We start from the raw sequence: 19,948 nt of genomic DNA, 5'->3' as shown, positions 1-19,948 counted from the left end.
TTCTTCAACTGGGACTCGCCGCCCTTCGAGATTCCGGCCGACATCCTTGACGCATGGCGCGCCGCCGGTAAAACCGGCGCCAAGCCGCGAACCGACTGGGAGGGACGTCTGGCCAAGGCCGAGCCCAAGTTGAAGGCCGAGTTCGAACGCCGCCTCGCCGGCAAGCTGCCGTCGAATTTCGACGCCGTCATCGCCGACTACAAGAAGAAGCTGTCGGCCGACAAGCCGAAGGTCGCCACCCGCAAATCCTCGGAAATGGCGCTGGAGGTCATCAACGGCGCCGTGCCGGAAACCATAAGCGGCTCCGCCGACCTGACCGGCTCCAACAACACCAAGACCAGCCAGACCAAGAACATTACGCCCGACGATTACGGCCAGCGTTATGTCCACTACGGCATTCGCGAACATGGCATGGCGGCCGCCATCAATGGCTTGACGCTGCATGGCGGCCTCATCGCCTATGGCGGTACCTTCCTGTGCTTCTCCGACTATGCCCGCCCGTCAATGCGTCTGGCTTCGCTGATGGGCATCCGCTCGATCTTCGTCATGACCCATGATTCCATCGGTCTGGGCGAAGACGGCCCGACCCACCAGCCGGTCGAGCATCTGGCGGCATTGCGCGCGATCCCCAACCACAATGTCTTCCGCCCGGCCGACGCGGTCGAAACCGCGGAATGCTGGCAGATCGCCCTGGAGTCGGAAAAGACGCCGTCGACCTTGGCGCTGACCCGCCAGAACCTGCCGACGGTGCGCACCGAATTCACGGCCAAGAACCTCAGCAGCCAGGGAGCCTATGAGCTGGCCGCCGCCAGCGGCGAGGCGGCGATAACGATCTTCGCCACCGGCTCCGAGGTCGAGATCGCACTTGGCGCGCGCGAGCTGTTGGAAAAGCACGGCCATCCGACCCGCGTCGTCTCGGTTCCCTGCTTCGAACTGTTCGACCAGCAGAGCGACGACTACCGCAAGAAGACGATCGGCAATGCGCCGATCAAGATGGCGATCGAAGCCGGCATCCGCCAGGGATGGGATCATCTGATCGGCTCAGACGGCATCTTCGTCGGCATGACCGGCTTCGGCGCGTCGGGCACGATCGAGCAACTCTATCCGCATTTCGGCATTACCGCCGAGGCCGCGGCCAAGGCGGCGGAAGCCCGCCTGCACGCCAAGTAAGATTCTGGGCCAGTTCGGCGAAACCGCGAAAACGGCTTCGCCGGGCTGGCTCAACTTAATCGATTTAAATCCACGCCAGTGCGGCTGGATTCTTTCTGCTTCCGCCGCTATGAAACTGCAGACCCCTCGTCCGCCCTCCAACTCCCAGGGAGAGAATTATGACCGTCAGAGTTGCCATCAACGGATTTGGCCGCATCGGCCGCAACATCCTGCGCGCTATCCATGAATCCGGCCGCAAGGACATCGACGTCGTCGCCGTCAACGACCTCGGCCCAGTCGAGACCAATGCGCACCTCTTGCGCTATGACAGCGTGCACGGCCGCTTCCCGCATGAAGTCTCGGTATCCGGCGACCAGATCACCGTCGGCAAGGAGACGTTCAAGGTCACCGCGATCAAGGATCCGACGCAGTTGCCGTGGAAGGAACTCGGCATCGACATCGCGCTCGAATGCACCGGCATCTTCACCGCCCGCGACAAGGCAGCGGCACACCTGACCGCTGGCGCCAAGCGCGTCGTCGTTTCGGCCCCTGCCGAAGGCGCCGACCTCACCGTGGTCTACGGCATCAACCACGACCAGTTGACCAAGGATCATATCGTCATCTCGAATGCCTCGTGCACCACCAACTGCCTGGCGCCGCTGGCAGCCGTGCTGCACGAAACGGTCGGCATCGAAAAAGGCATGATGACGACGATCCACTCCTACACCGGCGACCAGCCGACGCTGGACACCATGCACAAGGATCTCTACCGCGCCCGCGCCGCGGCGCTGTCGCAGATCCCGACCTCGACCGGTGCCGCCAAGGCGATCGGCTTGGTGCTGCCCGACCTCAAGGGCAAGCTCGACGGCATCTCGATCCGCGTGCCGACCCCGAACGTCTCGGTCGTCGATTTCAAGTTCATCGCCAAGCGGTCGACCACGGTGCAGGAGATCAACGAAGCGGTGATCGCCGCCTCCAACGGCAAGCTCAAGGGCATTCTCGGCGTCACTCATCACCCGAACGTGTCGATCGACTTCAACCACGATCCGCGCTCCTCGATCATGGCGCTCGACCAGACCAAGGTGATGGACGGCAATTTCGTATCGGTGCTCTCCTGGTACGACAATGAATGGGGTTTCTCCAACCGCATGGGCGACACATCGGTCGCCTTCGGCAAGACCATCGCCTGATCACAAAGCCCTCTTTTCGAGACTTGGAACGCCCGGCTTTGCCCGGGCGTTTTTCATGAGCGCAGCTTGCGCCTTCCCGAATCGTGTCCTGGGCGCCAAAACATCCGAAAATCAGCGGCATAGGCCAAAAAGCCACCCTGCCGCCTTGCACTGGTCACGTCTTCGCCCCACTCTCTCGCAAAGCAGGAGACAGACGAATTTGAGGGGCTGATTTCAGGATGGAGCATGCGATCTATCTCGTCACGCTGGTCGGCACAGCGCTTGTCGTCGCCGCCGCGTTTTCGAGCCTGATCGCCTTCCGCTTCGGCGCCCCTCTTCTGCTCCTGTTCCTCTGCATTGGCCTCGCCACCGGCACCGACGGTCTCGGCATCCAGTTCGACAATGCCCGCATCGCCTATTTTGCCGGCTCACTGGCGCTGGCCGTCATCCTGTTCGATTCCGGCTTCGGCACGCCGCTCAACGCCTTGCGGCAGGCAGCCGGCCCGGCGTTGTCGCTGGCGACCTTCGGCGTAATTCTGACCACCGGCCTGTTCGGCGCCGCCGCCCACTATCTGCTCGACCTCACCTGGCTGGAATCCTTCCTGCTCGGCGCCGCAGTCGCCTCCACCGATGCGGCCGCCGTGTTCTTCCTGCTGCGTGCCGGCGAGATCAATCTGCGCGAACGCGTGCGCTCGACGCTCGAGGTGGAATCCGGCACCAATGACCCCATCGCCATCTTCCTGACCATCACGCTGGTCGAGATCATCGCCGCTCATGCCAACCCCGAGACCAACGTCCTGGTCACCAGCCTTTTCCTCGGCTTCCTCCTCAACATGGGCCTTGGCGCTGTCGTCGGCGTGCTCGGCGGCCTCGCCATCGTGCGTCTCGTCGACCGGCTCAATCTCGACCATGGCCTGCTGCCGATCTTCGTGCTGACCTTGTCGTTGATGGTCTTTGCCGCCGCCGGCGCCATTGGCGGCTCTGGCTTCCTGGCGGTCTATATCGCCGGCCTCATCTCGGGCAATTCCGATATCCGCGCCGTCACCATCCTCAAGCGCTTCCAGGACGGTATGTCATGGCTGGCACAGATCATCATGTTCCTCATCCTCGGCCTGTTCGCGACGCCCTCGCAATTCCCGGCGATCATGGTGCCGGCGGTGCTGCTCGGCCTGTTCCTGATGTTCGTGGCGCGGCCGGTCGCAGTCTGGCTCTGCCTGATCCCGTTCCGCATGCCGCGCCCCGAAGTCGCCTTTGTCTCGTGGGTCGGCCTGCGCGGCGCGGTGTCGATCCTGCTTGCCATCACCCCGCTGCTCGGCGGGCTGGAAAATGGCCGTGTCATCTTCAACACCGCCTTCATCATCGTGCTGGTGTCGCTGGTCATCCAGGGCTGGACGGTCGGACCGCTGGCGCGCCGCCTCGGTTTGATCGTGCCGGCGCGGCTCGGACCGCTGGACAAGGTCGAGCTGGAATTGCCGGGTTCGGCCCATCACGAGCTTCTCGCCTATCGCGTCGCACCCGGCAGCCCGGTGGCGCGCGGCGAGCGCATCCCACGCTGGGCGCGACCCTCGCTGGTGCTGCGTGACGGCCGTTCGATGCGCTTCCAGGACATGGGCCGGCTCGCCGCCGGCGACCAGGTCTACATTTTCGTCCCGGATCGCTATCCGCGCCTGCTCGACAAGCTGTTCGCCAGCCGTGCCGTGGTCGATCCCGAAGATGCCGATTTCTTCGGCGCCTTCGCCGTCGATCCAGCGCGCCCCGCCGCCGAACTGGAAGCAGCCTATACGCCGGGCCTGACCGAAGCGGAGCAAAAGCTCACCGTTGGCGCGCTGGTCACGGCGCGGCTCGGCGGCCATGCCGAATATGCCGACCGCGTGCTGCTCGGCCCGATAGAACTGATCGTCCGCGACGTCGACGACAAGGGGAAGATCATAGGCCTCGGCCTGTCGTTCGAGCCGACCGCGCCGGTGGCGCGGGTGCCGGTCTTCCTCAGCGCCGGAGAAATCGGCGACCGTCTTTCCGCCTTCATCCGCAATTGGCGCAAGCCGACCGAGGCGCAGGCGGACGAGGCGCGGGCGGACGAGAAACCGGCCCCAGAGCCAGCGCCGGAAAAGGCAGCAACCGAAAGCTGACAAACCCGCTATTGAGCGGAGCCATTCATCCGCCCGCCAGTGCAAGATCGTGCCCACTTCAAAATTTCGGTTCGAGCGCGCCCTAAGCCTTGCATCGTCGCCGATGCGGGGTATGGTCCCCCGGTTTTTCGCGAAAGGAACCCGCATGGCCGCCTTCAAGACACTCGACGATATCGGCAACATCAGCGGCAAGCGCGTGCTGGTGCGCGTCGACCTCAACGTGCCTGTCACTGAGGGCAAAGTCACCGACGCCACCCGCATCGAACGCATCGCACCGACCATCGCCGAGCTATCGGCCAAGGGCGCCAAGGTCATCCTGCTCGCCCATTTCGGCCGACCCAAGGATGGGCCTTCGCCCGAATTCTCGCTGGAGCCGATCGCCAAAGCCACGGCAGAAGTGCTCGGCCGCCCCGTCGGTTTCGCCTCGGATTGCGTCGGCGACACGGCCGGAAGCGCTGTCGCCGCCATGAACAAGGGCGACGTGCTGCTGCTCGAAAACACTCGCTTCTACAAGGCCGAAGAAAAGAATGACCCGGCCTTCACCGAAAAACTCGCCGCCAATGGCGATATCTTCGTCAACGACGCCTTCTCGGCCGCGCACCGCGCGCATTCTTCGACCGAGGGGCTGGCGCATCTGTTGCCGGCTTTTGCCGGCCGCACCATGCAAGCCGAGCTTGAGGCGCTGGAGAAGGGCTTGGGAAAACCGGTTCGTCCGGTCGTCGCCATTGTCGGCGGCGCCAAGGTCTCGACCAAGATCGATCTGTTGATGAACTTGGTGAAGAAGGTCGACGCGCTGGTCATCGGCGGCGGCATGGCCAACACCTTCCTCGCCGCGCGCGGCACCGATGTCGGCAAATCGCTGTGCGAGCATGATCTCGCCTCAACCGCCAAGCAGATCATGATCGAGGCGGCCGAGGCCGGCTGCGCCATCATCCTGCCGGTCGACGGCGTCGTCGCCAGGGAGTTCAAGGCGGGCGCGGCCTGCGAGACCGTCGCCATCTCCGATGTGCCGGCCGACGGGATGATCCTCGATGTCGGCGCCAAAACCGTGACGACCATCGGCGAATGGATCGACCGCGCCGCGACACTGGTCTGGAACGGCCCGCTCGGCGCCTTCGAGATCGCGCCCTTCGACCATGCGACGGTGGCGGCGGCCAAGCATGCGGCGTCGCGCACCAAGGAAGGCAAGCTGGTCTCGGTCGCAGGCGGTGGCGATACGGTCGCGGCGCTCAACCACGCCGGCGTCGCCGACGACTTCACCTATGTCTCGACCGCAGGCGGCGCCTTCCTGGAGTGGATGGAAGGCAAGCCGCTGCCCGGCGTCGATGTGTTGAAGCGCTGAGGCTCCGAGGCGATCAACACTCGGAGAGCGAACAAGGCCGCCCGAGGCTTCAATCGATTCGAGCTTTCCGATGCCATTCCTTTGGCGGTAGACTTCCGTTAAGCGCGGAACAACCGTTTCAGGAGAAGCAACAATGAGCGAACGTCTCGAAGACATTGCCGCTGCGATCGTCGCCGATGGCAAGGGCCTGCTGGCCGCCGACGAAAGTTCCGGCACCATCAAGAAGCGCTTCGACGTCATCGGCGTCGAATCGACCGCCGACAGCCGCCGCGATTACCGCGAGATGATGTTCCGCACCAGGGAGGCGATGACCCGCTACATCTCCGGCGTCATCCTCTATGACGAGACGATCCGCCAGAAGGCCGCCGACGGCACGCCGCTGGTCGACATCATCAAGGCGGCCGGCGCCATCCCCGGCATCAAGGTCGATGCCGGCGCCAAGCCGCTGGCCAGGTTTCCCGGCGACACCGTCACCGAAGGCCTCGATGGCCTGCGCGAACGGCTTGCCGACTACTACAAGCTCGGCGCCCGCTTCGCCAAATGGCGCGCGGTAATCGACATCGATATCGCCAAGGGCGTCCCTTCGGCGACCTCGATCGGCTCCAATGCTCATGCGCTCGCCCGCTATGCCGCCCTCTGCCAGGAAGCCGGCATCGTGCCGATCGTCGAACCGGAGGTGCTGATGGACGGCGCCCACGACATCGACACTTGTTACGACATTTCGAAGGCAACGCTGATCAAGCTCTATGACGAGCTCCATGCGGCGCGCGTCGTGCTGGAAGGCACCATCCTGAAGCCCAACATGGTGCTGGCCGGCAGGAAATCGGGCAAGGTGAGCAGCCCCGAAGAAGTCGCCGAAAAGACCATAAAACTGTTCCGCGAGACAGTGCCGGCAGCGGTGCCGGGCATCGCCTTCCTTTCCGGCGGCCAGGAAGACGAAGAGGCGACCGCCAATCTCAACGCCATCAACGCCATCGGGCCGCACCCGTGGAAGCTGACCTTCTCCTATGGTCGCGCGCTGCAGGCCGCGCCACAGAAAGCCTGGAGCGGCAAAGCCTCGAACGTTGCCGCCGGCCAGGCCGCCTTCACCCATCGCGCCCACATGAACCATCTGGCAGCGCTCGGAAAATGGAAGGCGAGCCTGGAACAGGCCGCCTGATCACAGTCCTTTCTTCCTCCTTCGAACCCGGGCCGATGCGCCCGGGTTTTTTGTTTGTGACTTGCAGGGCTTGGGGCGGAGCCTCTCCGTCCTTATTTCCTCTCCGGCGATGTCGGGTTGCGCCCATCCCCAACGTCCTTGGGATGACATTCAGGGAGAGGTTCATGCATCGCAACAAGATCGTTTCGCGCGAAGACTGGTTCCAGGCGCACAAGGCACATCTGGCGCGCGAGAAGGAACTGACGCGGTTTCGCGAGCGGATCGCCGCGGAACGGCGTGAACTGCCCTGGCTGAAGATCAGGAAAGACTATGTCTTCGAGACCGAACAAGGGCCAAACAGACTGACCGACCTGTTTGGCACTAACAGCCAGCTGATCGTCTATCACTTCATGTTCGGGCCGGGCTGCACCCATCATTGCGAGGGCTGCTCATTCCTTGCCGACCATATCGACGGCGCCAATCAGCATCTACGGCATCACGACGTGTCGCTGGTCGTGGTTTCGCGCGCTCCCCTGGCGGAACTTCTGCCTTACAAGCAGCGCATGGGCTGGAAGTTCGACTGGGTGTCGTCCTATGTCTCGGATTTCAACTTCGACATGCAGGTCTCCTTCACCGACAAGCAGATCGCCGCCGGCTGCACCACCTACAATTTCGAGACCCGTCCACGGACATCGAAGGAGCTTCCCGGCACCAGCGTCTTCTACAGGGACGAGACCGGCGACATCTTCCTCACCTTCATGTCGCGCGCCCGCGGCGGCGAGGCGCAGATCGGCGCCTACGACTATCTCGACATGACGCCGAAGGGCCGCAACGAGAACGGCCCCTATCACGGCCTGATGGATTGGGTGCGGCTGCACGACGAATATCAGGGCAAGCAGGCGGGGCAGGCGAGTTGCTGCGATTGAAGATCGTTCCCGTCGGCCAAAACATGCGCTAAGGCTGCCGCTGATCGTTTAACGGTACTGCCATGCGCTTCCCGGCCCTACTCTCCTGGCTCGCCTTCCCGGTCTATATCTGGCAAGGCCTCGGCGTGCGACGCCGCACCACGCGCATGCTGCCGGCGCAAGGGCCGGTCATGCACGAAATATCAGGCGCAGCACCGGCAATCTCGCTTCTGGTGCTGGGCGATTCCTCCGCCGCTTCGGTCGGCATCGGCAATTCGGAAGACGGGCTTGCCGCGCAACTCGCCGTGCTGATTTCACAAAGCACCGGCCGCGCCGTGCGCTGGCGGGCGGCCGGCTTCAATTCGGCAACGTCCGGCCAGATCCGCGACCATGTGCTGCCCAATCTGTCGGCCGATCCGTGGACGCATATCGTGCTGGCCATCGGCACCAACGACACCAAGAATTTCCACTCCGTGCCGCGCTTCAAGAAGGAGTTCGGTGGCCTGCTCTACGGCCTGCGCGCCAAATGGCCGGAAGCGCGCGTGGTGTGGTCGCCGGTGCTGGAGTTCACGCGGGCGCCAGCCATGCCGCCGCTGCTCGGAAAGATCCTTGAGATCCGCGCCACCGACATGAACCGGATGGGCGAACGCCTTTGCCTGGAGCGCGGCGCGGTGCCGGCGCCGCGCCTGCCGATCACCAATCCGGAAGCCGGCTTTGCCTCGGACGGCTTTCACGCCTCGGAAGCAGGCTACCGGGCCTGGGCCGAGCATCTGGTCGGCCCGGTGCTTGGCCATTGAGCAGCGACGACAAGTGCCGTCCTACGTCAAATGCCCGAGCACGGCCGCCAGTGAAATCGCGGCCATGGCGAGCAGTGCCAGCTTCCAGAAATCACCGCGTCGCTTGAGGCCTGGCCAGCCAAGCGGCTTGATCAGTTGAATGACCATGAAACCGACGATGACAAGGGCGAGGAATTTCGTCATGCCGCCTTTGACCAGCAACGCGCCCGGCTGTCAAAGCACGTCGTTCATTGCCTGAGAAAGAACGGACGCCGAGATCCCGAACCGGAACGCGGCGCCCTTTGACCGGCAAACGATCTACTTCAGCGGCTTGAGGCCAGCCTCGATCGAAGCGCGCTTCGGTTCGAGGAATGGCGGCAGGGCGAGGCTTTCCCCCAGCGTTTCCAGCGGCTCGTCGGCGGTGAACCCCGGACCGTCGGTTGCGATCTCGAACAGGATGCCGTTCGGCTCGCGGAAGTAGAGCGAACGGAAATAATAGCGCTCGACCTCGCCGCTCGACGGCAGCCGGAACTCGGCCAGCCGCGCCGTCCATTGATGCAGCGTTTCCTGGTCCGGCGCCCTGAAGGCAACATGGTGAACCGCACCGGCACCTTGCCGTGCCGGCGCCAGTCCCGGCTGCACCAGGACATGCAGCTCCGCCGCCGGCCCGCCCTCGCCCATTTCGAAGACGTGAACCTGGCCCTCCGGCGAGGCATAGTCGCGCGCCTTGCGCATGTTCATCACCGTGGTCACCACCGCCTCGGTGTTGGTGATGTCGGGAACGCTGATGACGATCGGCCCGAGCCCGCGGATCTGGTGCTCGGCCGGTACCGGGCTTTGCGCCCAGGGATGGCTGCCGCCCTTGCCGCCATCGCTGACCAGGCGCAGACGCTGGCCCTCGGGATCTTCGAAGTCCAGTGACGCATAACCGCCGATGTCGCCGATCTCTCCCGTTGCCAGGCCTTCGTCGGTCAAGTGTTGCTTCCACCAGGCAAGGCTCTCCTGACTGCCGACCCTGAGGCTGGTCCGCACGATGCTGTGCGTGCCGCGCCGCTCGCGGCCGACCGGCCAGTCGAAGAAGGTAAGGTCGGTGCCCGGTGTCGCTTCGCCGTCGGCATAGAAGAGGTGGTAGGCCGAGGTGTCGTCCTGGTTTACGGTCTTCTTGACCAGCCGCAGACCCAGCACCTTCGTGTAAAAATGAAGATTGCCAGGCGCATTGGCGGTGATGGCGGTCAGATGGTGGATACCTGTCAGTTGCAAGCTCATCGTCGTCTCCCTGCTGTTGGGGAACAATTTTCTCCCTCCATATCAGAACTGCGGTCACCCCGCTGAAGGCCTCGTATTCCGACAGTCCGTCGCCGGAAACTGAACAGCGGCGCCCAGAGCACGTTGTCGCTATGAACAATCGGAAGTCGCGAACCTGCCTTCGGCACCGTTCGATGCGGCGAAAAGCGATGCCTTGCCTGCGGCGCGCGCACCGGCCGCAACTATCGTCTCGCGCCTGACATCCTCCTGACAGACTGCTGTCAGGAGGGGTATGCGATAGTACCTCCATACAGAGAGAGGAGACTGGCCATGAACGGTTACACCATTCTGCGCGGCATGCAGCACTATGTCGGCAAGATCCGCACGATGCGCAACGAGATCCGCACCCAGCGGTTCATGAACTCGCTGCCGGCGGATATTCGCAAGGATATCGGCTGGCCGGACATGTATGCGGACCGTGGCCCTCGCGGCAATTGAAGCCAATTTTTCGATCCGGCGATTGGATGTGGGCGCGTCAACGCCCAGATAACAGGTCCGGTGCGTGAGGATGGGAGCGAGCTTGTGCCCGAACAGAAGACGATCGGTTTCCTTTTCATCGAAGGTTTTGCCGACTGGGAGTATGGGCTGCTGGCCGCCTCGGCGGTCGAATGGTTCGGTGCCCGTGCCGTGTCGCTGACGCCTGATGGCAACCCAGTGACCGGGATCAGCGGCTTTCGGCTGACGCCCGATCGATCGGCCGGGGCGGATGAGAATGATGATCTCGACGCCATCGCCGTGATCGGCTCCGATGAATGGGCCGGCAAGGCACCGCCCGATGTTGCCGATCTGCTCAATGCTGTTGCATCGCGCGGCGGCGTGGTCGGCGGCATCTGCGCCGGCACGCTGGCGCTAGCCCGCGCCGGCCTGTTCGAGAAGGCCAGGCATACGAGCAATGGCCGCGACTGGATCAATGGTCATGAGGCCGGCTATGCCGGCGACAACCTCTATCAGGATGTGCCGCATGCCATGGCCGACGGCAAAATTGTTTCCGCGCCAGGCTCGGCGCCGGGCACATTCGCGCTCGCCTTTCTGAAGACGCTCTACCCCGAAAGAGGCAGCGATCTCGCTCGGATGCGGACGCTGTTTGCCAAGGAGTATGCTGAAGCCTCCTGACAGTATGCTGTCAGGAGGGCCGTGCAATGGTGCCAGCTTCGGGCACCCGTGCATCGGCGGTCGAAAGGACGATCGATGAAGAGTTGGAACGACAGACTGAGCACACCAGGCATCAACGGCGTCAAGCCGACGCCGCGCACGATGGCCGATGTCGTCGAAGGCCAGCCTATGCTGGTGCCGACAGCGCGCCAGGTCGATGATTTCATCCGCTCGATTCCCGAAGGCGTCGAGATGGATGTGCGTGCGCTGCGTACAGCACTTGCCGTCGAGCATGGCGCCGAAGTGACATGCCCGGTCACCATAGGCTATCATCTGCGCACTGTTGCCGAAGCCGCCAACGAGGACCTCCAGCGCGGCATGACACCGAGTGACGTGGCACCGTTCTGGCGCGTGCTCGATGCGAAAACGCCGACGACGAAGAAATTGTCCTTCGGCGCGGAGTTCGTCGCCGCGCAGCGCAAGCGCGAAGGGCTGAAACCATGAGGCATGCCGCCCAAAAGTGTTCTGCGGTTTTGGGATAACGGCATGCGCGAAAACACGATGCATGCCACCCAGAGGTGGACCGGTTTCGGGCGGCATGCATAGAGACAACGCCGAGGGACCATACGATGCGCCGCGCCGACAGGCTCTTCCAGATCGTGCAGCATCTGCGCGGTGGCCGATTGGTCACCGCCCAGAAGCTCGGCACATGGCTCGAAGTTTCCGAGCGAACCATCTATCGCGACATTGCCGATTTGCAGTCGACCGGAGTGCCGATCGACGGCGAGGCCGGCGTTGGCTACATGATGAGGGAGGGTTTCGACCTTCCGCCGCTGATGTTCACGCGTGACGAGATCGTCGCGCTGGTCGCCGGCGCCCGCATGGTGCGTGCCTTTGGCGGTGCCGCCATGGCGCGGGCCGCCGACGAAGCGCTGGTCAAGATCGGCGCCGTATTGCCCGATGCGGAGAAAGACCGCATCGCCCGCACCGAGATCCACACACCGATGTGGGTGGTCAGCGACGCCGCCCGCGAGGCGATCGACCTGATCGAGCGCGCGGTCGAAAAGCGCCAGGTGCTGACCATCGACTATTCCGACGAGGCCGGCCGCGGCACCGCCCGCGATATCCGCCCGCTCGGCCTGTGGTTCTGGGGCAAGGTGTGGACGCTGGTCGCCTGGTGCGAGATGCGCGACGATTTCCGCGCCTTCCGCATCGATCGCATCGCCTCGGTGGTCATCGCCGGCCGCATCTTCAAGCCGGAGCGCGGCAAGCAGCTTGCCGACTTCTACCGCGCAGTGGAGCGCAGCGAGGACTATGGCATGGCGCCGGACCGCGCCGCGCGAAGCTGAGACCCGACGCAGTTAGAAAAAAGCCCGCTCGAAGCGGGCTTTTTCTTGGATATCAGACAACCTCACTCGTCGTCGTCATTGTCCGTGTTCTTCGACTTCAAGGCCGAGAGCTTGGCGAACACGGCGTTGGCGTCGAGTTCGGCGTCCTCGTCCTTCGGCTTCTCGGGAGCCGGCACCAGCCGCTCAGTCAGGGCCGCCGGCAGCAGCGTGTCGCCGACCGGCTGCGCCTGTTCGCGGCCGCGCGAGGCGCGGTTGACTTCCATGTCGAGGTCGATCTGCGAGGCGAGACCCAGCGTCACCGGGTCCATCGGCTGCAGATTGGCTGAGTTCCAGTGCTTGCGCTCGCGGATCTGCTCGATCGTCGACTTGGTGGTGCCGACGAGACGCGAGATCTGCGCGTCCTTGAGCTCGGGATGGTTGCGCACCAGCCACAGAATCGCGTTCGGCCGGTCCTGGCGCTTCGACAGCGGCGTGTAGCGCGGACCCTTGCGCTTGGATTCGGGCACCCGCACCTTGGGGTCCGAAAGCTTCAGGCGCTGGTTCGGGTCCTTCTCGGCACGGGCGATCTCGTCGCGGGTCAGCTGTCCGGTCATGATCGGGTCCATGCCCTTGATGCCTTGCGCCGCTTCGCCATCGGCGATTGCCTTGACCTCGAGCGGATGCAGTCCGCAGAACTGCGCGATCTGCTCGAAGGAAAGTGCGGTATTGTCGACCAGCCAGACGGCGGTCGCCTTGGGCATCAGCAGCGTATTGGCCATTTTTACAAATCCTTCTCGTTCGCCCGCGTTCCCGCGCGGGCGGTGGTTTAGAGCCACCAAAATGGGAAATTCGCGGTCTGTATAACCGCTCTCGGGTCCTTTCGCAACGTTTTTGGAGCAAAGACCGGAAGCCGTGGGTACTTACCGAAAACGTTCCGCGCTCTTGAACAGAACGACAAGCTGGCTTCGCTGGCGAGTTCCGGTCTTGGCAAAGATCGGTTGAGATAGGGGCACCCCTGTCATGCCGGAGCCGCTGCTTCCATCAGGGTTCGCCCTTGTGAAAGCGCCGAGCCAAGATGCCATGCAGGAAACCGAGGTCAACCCTGCTCGATGGCCGGTATCGGTTGGGACGGTCGTTGATCTCCCGCCCAAAACGACAAAACCCGCCGGACTGGGTCCAGCGGGCTCGGAACCGCGACAAAGTTCGTCTGGTGCGGCTCTGGCTTCCACGGCTTGGGCCCGCCGGAGCGGACCAGGACGTGGCTTTAGATAGCCCTGCGGGCGATCTTTTCGATGTCGGCGCGGTTGATGCCGAGATCGCTGAGCTGACGTGCGTTGAGACGGTTCAGTTCGCGGACGGTCTCGGTGTACATACGCCAGTTACGGAAAGCGCGGATCGGGTTCATGGTAGTCCCTCCAGAATGATGTTCGTTTCGATGGTGCTCAAATAGGCGTCATCGATGAGGACTTGAATGGCTGATTTTGCATAGCAATGATGCAAATGCTGCATTGCAGCATTAAGCTTCTGTTCATCTTGTGGGCAGCGAGGCGCTGACCTCGCGCGCTGTCAGCCTATGTCGAGCACGATCTTGCCGATATGCTCACCCTCTTCCATGCGCTCATGCGCCCGCCAGGCTTCGCTGAGCGGGAAGATCATGTCCATCACAGGGGCAACCTTGCGCGTGCCGAGCAGCGGCCACACCTGCGCTTCCAGCGCCGCCGCGATCGCCGCCTTGAACTCGACGGTTCGCGGCCTCAGCGTCGAACCTGTGTGGGTAAGCCGCTTGACCATGATCTTCGAAAAGTCCGCGCTTGCGACAGCGCCGGCCTGAACGGCGATCTGGACGATGCGGCCTTCGACCGCCGCGGCTTCGTAGTTGCGCGCCACATAGTCGCCGCCGACCATGTCGAGGATGACATTGGCGCCTTTGCCACCCGTTGCCTCCTTCACCGCGGCGACGAAATCCGCCTCGCGATAATTGATCGCCCGGTCGGCGCCGAGCTTCAGGCAGGCGTCGCATTTCTCCTTGCTGCCGGCAGTGGTGATGACATAGGCGCCGAAGGCGGAGGCAAGCTGGATTGCTGTCGTGCCGATGCCGGACGAGCCGCCATGGACGAGCAGCGTCTCGCCTTTCTTGAGGCCGCCACGCTCGAACACATTGTGCCAGACGGTGAAGTAATTCTCCGGCACCGCCGCGGCTTCGGTGTGGGTGAAGCCGGCGGGCAACGGCAGCACGCTCCCTGCATGGACCTTGACATATTCGGCATAGCCGCCGCCGGGCGTCAGCGCACAGACGCGGTCGCCAATGCGCCAGCGTGATATGTCGTCGCCAAGGGCCGCCACTTCACCCGAGGCCTCGAGGCCCGGCAGGTCGGATGCGCCGGGCGGTGGCGGATAGGCGCCTTTGCGCTGCTGGACGTCGGGCCGGTTGACGCCGGCGGCATGCACCTTGATCAGGATCTCGCCGGGGCCGGGCTGCGGCACGTCGCGTGTTTCCGGCTTCAGCACCCGAGGGCCACCTGGCTCCGAGATCGCGATGGCCGTCATTCTTGCCGGAATTTTCTGTCCGCTCGCCATGAGATTTCCCGTCTTTCCTCGCCGTTATCCGACCGGCTGTTTGCATCGACGCCCCTGCCCTATGTATGCTGATTGCCAAATCAGGCAAATGGCCAATCTGGTCTTGGCGGAGGAGGAGCGACGATGGCGATCTTCGACGACGAACCCAAGAAGAAGGCGCGCCCGCACGAGATCGGGCAGGACCTGTCATTGCTTTCCGTCAGCGACTTGACTGAGCGGATCGGCATCCTGCGCGACGAAATCGCCCGCCTGGAAGCCGAACTCAAGGCCAAGGACACCACCAAATCCGCGGCCGAAGCACTGTTCCGCCGCGGATAGGCGCTCGGGCGTAAGCCCGCCGCCGAAAAGCCCGAATGCGACTGTCTTCAGACGCAGCGTCCCCGCCAAACCTGAGCCGGATCAACCAATGTTCGCAACCTACCGACCGATCCTCTCGCTGCTTCGCGGCACCGCTTTCCTGCTCGCGGCATCTGGTTTGCATGGGCTGCTTCTGCCCCTGCGCGGTCAGTTGGAAGGCTTCTCGACCGCATCGCTCGGCCTGATGGGCACGGCCTGGGCCGGCGGCTTCGTCACCGGCTGCTTCTTCGCACCGCGCATCGTGCGCCGCGCCGGCCACGTGCGCGCCTTTGGCGCCTTTGCCGCATCCGGCGCCATCGTGGCGCTGCTCACCGGGCTGATTATCGACGAGTATGTCTGGATCCTGCTGCGCGCCTTCACCGGCTTCACCATGGCCGGCGCCTTCATGGTCATCGAAAGCTGGTTGAACGAGAAGGCCACCAACGAGAACCGTGGCACCGTCTTCGGCCTCTACATGATGGTGACTTATGCCTCGATCATGGGCGGGCAGATGATCGTCGCCGGCGGCGACGTGAAGTCCGCGTCGCTGTTCATGATCACCGGCATCCTGTTTTGCCTGTCGCTCATTCCGACGGCGGTCTCGACCGCCTCCCACCCCAAGCCGCTGCAGGATGTCTCACTTGATGTCAGGGGCCTTTATGCCAATTCGCCGGTGTCGGCGGTCGCTTGCGTGCTGATCGGCATCGCCAACGGCGCCTGGGGCACGCTTGGCGCGGTCTATGGTGCACGCATCGGCATTTCCACGGCCGAGATCGCTCTGATGATGAGTCTTGTGGTCGTTGCCGGTGCCGCCATGCAGCTTCCGGCCGGGCGCCTGTCCGACAAGACCGACCGGCGCTTCGTGCTGGCGGGGGCGGCTTTCGGCGGGGCCTTCTTCGCGCTCATGATCTTCCTGTTCGAGCCACGGTCCGGCGTCTTCGTCATCGTCTTCACCGCCGCTTATGGCGCCTTCGCCTATACGCTCTATTCCATCGCCGTGGCGCATGCCAACGACCACGCGCGCTCGGAGGATTTCGTCAAGGTATCTGGCGGGCTGTTGCTGCTCTATGGCTTCGGCACGATGATCGGACCTTTGCTTGCGGCTGCCCTGATGGGCTGGATGCGCCCGGAAGGTCTGTTCCTGGCGACCGCCTTCGCGCATCTCTGCCTGGCGGGCTACACGCTGCTGCGCATCAGCCGCCGCGCGCCGGTGCCGATCGGGGATCGTGACGCCTTCAAGACGCAGCCGGCCGACCGTTCGGTCACCCCGGAAGCATTGCGGCTTGATCCCAGAAGAAAAGCAGAAGCAGACGGTTGAGATTCGAAAGGCTTTGCCTCACTAATACAGGCATGATGTTTTCCGACGCCTTCATGGCGATTGCCGATCCCAACCGGCGCCATCTTCTGGAAGAACTTCGCCGCGGCCCGAAAACCGTCACCGAACTGGCCGCCGGCTTGCCGGTCTCGCGCCCAGCCGTGTCGCAACATCTGAAAGTGCTGCTCGATGCCGGCCTGGTCCACGCCAAGCCGGAAGGAACAAGGCGCGTCTATACGGTGAGCGGCACTGGCTTCCTCAAACTCAACATCTGGCTCGATCAGTTCTGGGAAGCCTAACCCCGATCAACCGTTGTTGTAGGGGAAGAACTTGAAGTAGGGCTGCGCCTCCCCGATCACCCGAGCGAAGGCGGGGCGCTGCAGCAGGCGGTCGTGATAGCGCTTCACAGCCGGGTACCTGTCGCCCAACGGCTCGACCTTGTTGGCATAGAACAGCGCGGGGGAGGCTGCGCAATCGGCCATGGTGAAGCTGTCGCCCATCGCCCAGATCTTCGACTGCATGTCGTGTTCGATGATGGCGTAGGAATTGCGCAACCGGTCGCGAGCCTGCTCGACGCCGAACGGGTCGGTCTTGTCGCCGGGACGCAACCGGTCGCCGACAATCTTCTGCATCGGCTCCTGCACATAGAAATCATAGAAACGGTCAGCTTGGCGGACGGCCAACGCCATGTCGATCTCGGCGGGAACGAGGTCGACCGGCCCCGGATAGTGCGCGGCCAGATATTCGACGAGGATGCTCGATTCCAGCACCGTACGGCCACGCGCATCGTCGCGCAGCGCCGGCATCTTGCCGGCCGGCGAGATCTTCAGGAAGGCCGCGCGCGATTCAGCATCGCCAAGGTCGACGATGACAGGCGTGAACGGCGTGGCGTTCTCGTACAGCGCGATCAACGGCTTCCAGCAGAAGGAGGCCAGCGGATGGAAATGAAGTGTCAGGGACATTTTTTGCTCGTCTGTTTCGTGGATTGTCGGTGGCCGCTACCCTGCGGCACGCCTGTTGCGGTTAGCCTTGTCCGTCAAACCAGCCTATGCTGCTTCAACCGGCTTGGACATGCGCGATGATCGCTGCGGACATCTCGGCCCAGTCGTCCGGATGCAGCTCGTGGCCGCCACCTTCGATGCGAATGAGTCTTGCGCCGGTGACCGTCTCGGCCAGCGCCTCGCCGTGTTCGACCGGAAAGATCGGATCCGCCGTGCCGTGAATGACCAGCAGCGGCGCCGCGATCTCGTGCAGGCGGCCCTTCCAGGCGGCGCCGCCCTTGAGCATGAAATGGTTGGTCGCGCTCAGGAAGCCGCCGGAGCGGTCGTAATCCTGCTCGACAAAGGCCCGTATCCCCGCCGCATCGAATGGATGCGTGGTGCTGGCGATCGCCCGTGCATCCCTGACGATGAAATCGACCACTTGACCACGGTCCGACCAATCGACTTTGGCGCCCTCGGCCGAGTGTTCCATGTAGGCTTCGGTCGTCCCGGGAAGGCCGGATGTGTCGATTCCCACCGGCGAACTGCTGATCACAGTCAGAGATACGACACGCGAGGGATGTTTCAACGCCACAAGCTGCGCGATCATGCCGCCCATCGACATCCCGACGACATGCGCCTTGCCGATGCCGTGGTCGTCCAGAACATGCATTGCATCGTCGGCCATATCATCGAACGTGTAGGGCGGCTCTCCCGGCTTGTATTTCGTCGAACGGCCGGTATCGCGATTGTCGTAGCGGATCACGAACAGGCCGGCACCGGCCAGTTTCCGGCAGAACGCCTCCGGCCACCACAGCATCGAGGCCATCGCTCCCATGATCAGCAACAGCGGCGGGTTCGCCGGATCGCCAAAGACTTCGGATATAATCTCAGGGCGTTCGGTGGTCCTCATCACGCAGTCTCCTCTCTGCAAAACTGATTGCATTTTGCAATCGGTTGCACGATAATAAAACTGCTACGATAATGCAACCGGTTTTGGAGAAAAATCTCATGAGCATGGATCGCCGGTCCGGGTGCCCGATCAATCTGTCGCTGGAAGTCTTCGGCGACCGCTGGAGCCTGATCATCCTTCGCGACATGATCTTCGGCGGCAGGCGCCATTTTCGCGAGCTGCTCAACGGATCGATGGAAGGCATCGCCTCCAACATCCTCGCCGACCGGCTGAAGCGCCTGATGGAGCTGGGCATGCTGACCAAGGCCGACGATCCCTCGCACAAGCAGAAGGCGATTTACAGCCTGACCGAGATGGCGATCACGCTGGTTCCGATCCTGGCCCATCTCGGCGCCTGGGGCCGCGTCTGGCTGCCGGTCAGCGACGAATTGTCGATCCGCGCCGAACTGCTGGAAAAGGGCGGACAGCCTATGTGGGACAAATTCATGGACGAGTTGCGGCACGAACATCTCGGCATGCCGCTCGATACAATGTCTGGCCCTTCTGTCCGCGCGACCTTGCAGGCCGCCTACGAGGCGGTGGTTGCCAGCAAGGCCCTCGCCGCCAGCCCGGCCGCGTAACCAACTTATTTTCCCGTTTTGGGGCCGGCTCTGCTAGAAGAAGCGGAAATCACAATTCACGGGATTGGATAAGGTCTTGGTTGAGAACTCTCGGGATGCTGCCCGCGCACGCGCCGACCTGCGCTTCAAGAAGCAGGAAGAGGCGGCAACCGTCCGCCAGAAGGCGATGGCCGAATACGCCGCCGAGAGCGATGCCCGCCAGGCCAAGACCAACAAGCTGCGGGCACTGCGTCTCGCCAAGGAAGCGGAAGACCTCGCCAACGCGCCGGCGGAACCCGCCAAGAAACCGGCCCGCGCCAAGAAGAAGTAGCCCAGCCACGTCTGGAGCCATACAAGCGGCAACGCTTATCCGGATGAGCCGGCGAAGGCTGCTTTCCATCCTGCCTTTTCACGCGAAGCAATTTCAACCGGAACGGGGATGTTATCTCGCCCGCCGACGATCGATGATCGACGCGTTTCAAACAGGAGACCGCCATGACCGCACTGCCGCTCGAAAAAGCCAGGCAAATCATCGAAACCGCCTTTGCCAAGGGCTCCGATCTCAAGCTCAAGCCGCTCGGCGTCTCGGTGCTCGACGCCGGCGGGCATCTGGTCGCCTTCCAGCGCCAGGACGGCGCCTCGTTCCTGCGTCCGCAAATGTCGGCCGGCAAGGCCTATGGTGCGCTCGCCATCGGCATGGGCTCGCGCAAAGTCGAGGCCTTCGCCAAGGAGCGCCCGCATCTCGTCGCCGGCATCTCGGACGTCTCGGGCGGGCGCGTGCTGCCGGTCGTCGGCGGCGTGCTGATCCGCGACAAGGCCGGTGCCATCATCGGCGCCGTCGGCATTTCAGGCGACACGTCGGACAATGACGAAGCCGCGGCAATCGCCGGCATCG

The 19,948-nt window shown here is 63.4% G+C and carries 24 protein-coding genes; 17 read left to right on the top strand and 7 right to left on the bottom strand.

Annotated elements, in window-relative coordinates; all coding sequences use genetic code 11:
* The 7 genes from EN949_RS19865 to EN949_RS19835 all read left to right on the top strand — a co-directional run.
* Positions 1-1,170: transketolase C-terminal domain-containing protein (locus EN949_RS19865; protein WP_281039786.1), on the top strand; the 1,170-nt coding region annotated here is incomplete at its 5' end.
* A 158-nt stretch (positions 1,171-1,328) separates the two neighbouring features.
* Positions 1,329-2,339 carry a type I glyceraldehyde-3-phosphate dehydrogenase gene (gene gap, locus EN949_RS19860; RefSeq protein WP_063173206.1) on the top strand — a complete coding sequence of 337 codons (1,011 nt, stop codon included), beginning with the start codon at positions 1,329-1,331 and terminating at the stop codon, positions 2,337-2,339.
* Positions 2,340-2,557: 218 nt separating this feature from the next.
* A complete protein-coding gene (locus tag EN949_RS19855; protein ID WP_013529248.1) occupies positions 2,558-4,447 on the top strand; it encodes a potassium/proton antiporter in 1,890 nt (629 codons plus the stop codon).
* Positions 4,448-4,592: 145 nt separating this feature from the next.
* Entirely contained in the window at positions 4,593-5,789 is a 1,197-nt protein-coding gene (locus tag EN949_RS19850; protein WP_013529247.1) for a phosphoglycerate kinase, read from the top strand.
* Between the two features lie 133 nt (positions 5,790-5,922).
* On the top strand, positions 5,923-6,948 hold the full coding sequence (locus tag EN949_RS19845) for a class I fructose-bisphosphate aldolase (RefSeq protein ID WP_024502995.1): 1,026 nt from the start codon (positions 5,923-5,925) through the stop codon (positions 6,946-6,948).
* A gap of 164 nt (positions 6,949-7,112) precedes the next feature.
* Positions 7,113-7,853 carry a thioredoxin family protein gene (locus EN949_RS19840; RefSeq protein WP_063169157.1) on the top strand — a complete coding sequence of 247 codons (741 nt, stop codon included), beginning with the start codon at positions 7,113-7,115 and terminating at the stop codon, positions 7,851-7,853.
* A 62-nt stretch (positions 7,854-7,915) separates the two neighbouring features.
* Positions 7,916-8,629: an SGNH/GDSL hydrolase family protein gene (locus EN949_RS19835; protein WP_063169158.1), complete on the top strand. Its 714-nt coding sequence runs from the start codon at positions 7,916-7,918 to the stop codon at positions 8,627-8,629.
* 21 nt (positions 8,630-8,650) lie between these two features.
* Here EN949_RS19835 and EN949_RS19830 read toward each other — a convergent pair whose 3' ends face one another.
* Together EN949_RS19830 and EN949_RS19825 are read right to left on the bottom strand one after the other, a co-directional pair.
* Positions 8,651-8,812: a hypothetical protein gene (locus EN949_RS19830; RefSeq protein WP_023810961.1), complete on the bottom strand. Its 162-nt coding sequence runs from the start codon at positions 8,810-8,812 to the stop codon at positions 8,651-8,653.
* Positions 8,813-8,926: 114 nt separating this feature from the next.
* The gene (locus EN949_RS19825; RefSeq protein ID WP_024502993.1) at positions 8,927-9,874 is read right to left on the bottom strand and encodes a ring-cleaving dioxygenase; all 948 of its coding nucleotides are present in this window, start codon (positions 9,872-9,874) and stop codon (positions 8,927-8,929) included.
* Between the two features lie 309 nt (positions 9,875-10,183).
* Between EN949_RS19825 and EN949_RS19820 the strand changes: the two genes are divergently transcribed.
* From EN949_RS19820 to EN949_RS19805, 4 genes are all read left to right on the top strand, one after another.
* Positions 10,184-10,351: a hypothetical protein gene (locus EN949_RS19820; protein ID WP_013529241.1), complete on the top strand. Its 168-nt coding sequence runs from the start codon at positions 10,184-10,186 to the stop codon at positions 10,349-10,351.
* Between the two features lie 84 nt (positions 10,352-10,435).
* Positions 10,436-11,026 (top strand): DJ-1/PfpI family protein, encoded by a 591-nt coding sequence (locus tag EN949_RS19815; protein WP_127367443.1) that lies wholly within the window; start codon positions 10,436-10,438, stop codon positions 11,024-11,026.
* A gap of 75 nt (positions 11,027-11,101) precedes the next feature.
* The gene (locus EN949_RS19810; RefSeq protein WP_063169160.1) at positions 11,102-11,509 is read left to right on the top strand and encodes a hypothetical protein; all 408 of its coding nucleotides are present in this window, start codon (positions 11,102-11,104) and stop codon (positions 11,507-11,509) included.
* A gap of 125 nt (positions 11,510-11,634) precedes the next feature.
* Complete coding sequence (locus tag EN949_RS19805) at positions 11,635-12,354, top strand: YafY family protein (protein WP_013529238.1); 720 nt, start codon at positions 11,635-11,637, stop codon at positions 12,352-12,354.
* A gap of 62 nt (positions 12,355-12,416) precedes the next feature.
* On the opposite strand, the gene EN949_RS19800 is transcribed toward EN949_RS19805, so the two are convergent.
* From EN949_RS19800 to EN949_RS19790, 3 genes are all read right to left on the bottom strand, one after another.
* A complete protein-coding gene (locus tag EN949_RS19800; protein ID WP_013529237.1) occupies positions 12,417-13,112 on the bottom strand; it encodes a DUF1013 domain-containing protein in 696 nt (231 codons plus the stop codon).
* Positions 13,113-13,597: 485 nt separating this feature from the next.
* On the bottom strand, positions 13,598-13,738 hold the full coding sequence (locus EN949_RS19795; RefSeq protein ID WP_013529236.1) for a DUF1127 domain-containing protein: 141 nt from the start codon (positions 13,736-13,738) through the stop codon (positions 13,598-13,600).
* 161 nt (positions 13,739-13,899) lie between these two features.
* Complete coding sequence (locus tag EN949_RS19790; protein WP_032808842.1) at positions 13,900-14,910, bottom strand: NAD(P)H-quinone oxidoreductase; 1,011 nt, start codon at positions 14,908-14,910, stop codon at positions 13,900-13,902.
* Positions 14,911-15,033: 123 nt separating this feature from the next.
* On the opposite strand from EN949_RS19790, the gene EN949_RS19785 reads away from it, so the two are divergent.
* From EN949_RS19785 to EN949_RS19775, 3 genes are all read left to right on the top strand, one after another.
* On the top strand, positions 15,034-15,228 hold the full coding sequence (locus tag EN949_RS19785) for a DUF1192 domain-containing protein (protein WP_023810953.1): 195 nt from the start codon (positions 15,034-15,036) through the stop codon (positions 15,226-15,228).
* 88 nt (positions 15,229-15,316) lie between these two features.
* Entirely contained in the window at positions 15,317-16,564 is a 1,248-nt protein-coding gene (locus EN949_RS19780) for an MFS transporter (protein WP_024502978.1), read from the top strand.
* Positions 16,565-16,596: 32 nt separating this feature from the next.
* Positions 16,597-16,860 (top strand): metalloregulator ArsR/SmtB family transcription factor, encoded by a 264-nt coding sequence (locus tag EN949_RS19775; RefSeq protein ID WP_013529232.1) that lies wholly within the window; start codon positions 16,597-16,599, stop codon positions 16,858-16,860.
* A 6-nt stretch (positions 16,861-16,866) separates the two neighbouring features.
* Here EN949_RS19775 and EN949_RS19770 read toward each other — a convergent pair whose 3' ends face one another.
* Complete coding sequence (locus EN949_RS19770) at positions 16,867-17,523, bottom strand: glutathione S-transferase family protein (RefSeq protein WP_127366584.1); 657 nt, start codon at positions 17,521-17,523, stop codon at positions 16,867-16,869.
* 94 nt (positions 17,524-17,617) lie between these two features.
* A complete protein-coding gene (locus EN949_RS19765) occupies positions 17,618-18,454 on the bottom strand; it encodes an alpha/beta hydrolase (protein WP_063169164.1) in 837 nt (278 codons plus the stop codon).
* A gap of 98 nt (positions 18,455-18,552) precedes the next feature.
* Between EN949_RS19765 and EN949_RS19760 the strand changes: the two genes are divergently transcribed.
* The 3 genes from EN949_RS19760 to EN949_RS19750 all read left to right on the top strand — a co-directional run.
* Positions 18,553-19,074, top strand: coding sequence for a helix-turn-helix domain-containing protein (locus EN949_RS19760; protein ID WP_013529229.1), 522 nt, complete (start codon positions 18,553-18,555; stop codon positions 19,072-19,074).
* Positions 19,075-19,150: 76 nt separating this feature from the next.
* Positions 19,151-19,384 (top strand): hypothetical protein, encoded by a 234-nt coding sequence (locus tag EN949_RS19755; protein WP_013529228.1) that lies wholly within the window; start codon positions 19,151-19,153, stop codon positions 19,382-19,384.
* A gap of 164 nt (positions 19,385-19,548) precedes the next feature.
* Positions 19,549-19,948 (top strand): heme-binding protein (locus EN949_RS19750; protein WP_164782517.1); only part of this gene is annotated, 400 nt, incomplete at its 3' end.

This window comes from Mesorhizobium sp. M7A.F.Ca.US.007.01.2.1, from assembly GCF_003998165.1.
Lineage (GTDB): Bacteria > Pseudomonadota > Alphaproteobacteria > Rhizobiales > Rhizobiaceae > Mesorhizobium > Mesorhizobium ciceri.
Note: the sequence above shows the minus strand (reverse complement) of the source record. Positions and strands in the feature narration are given on the sequence as shown.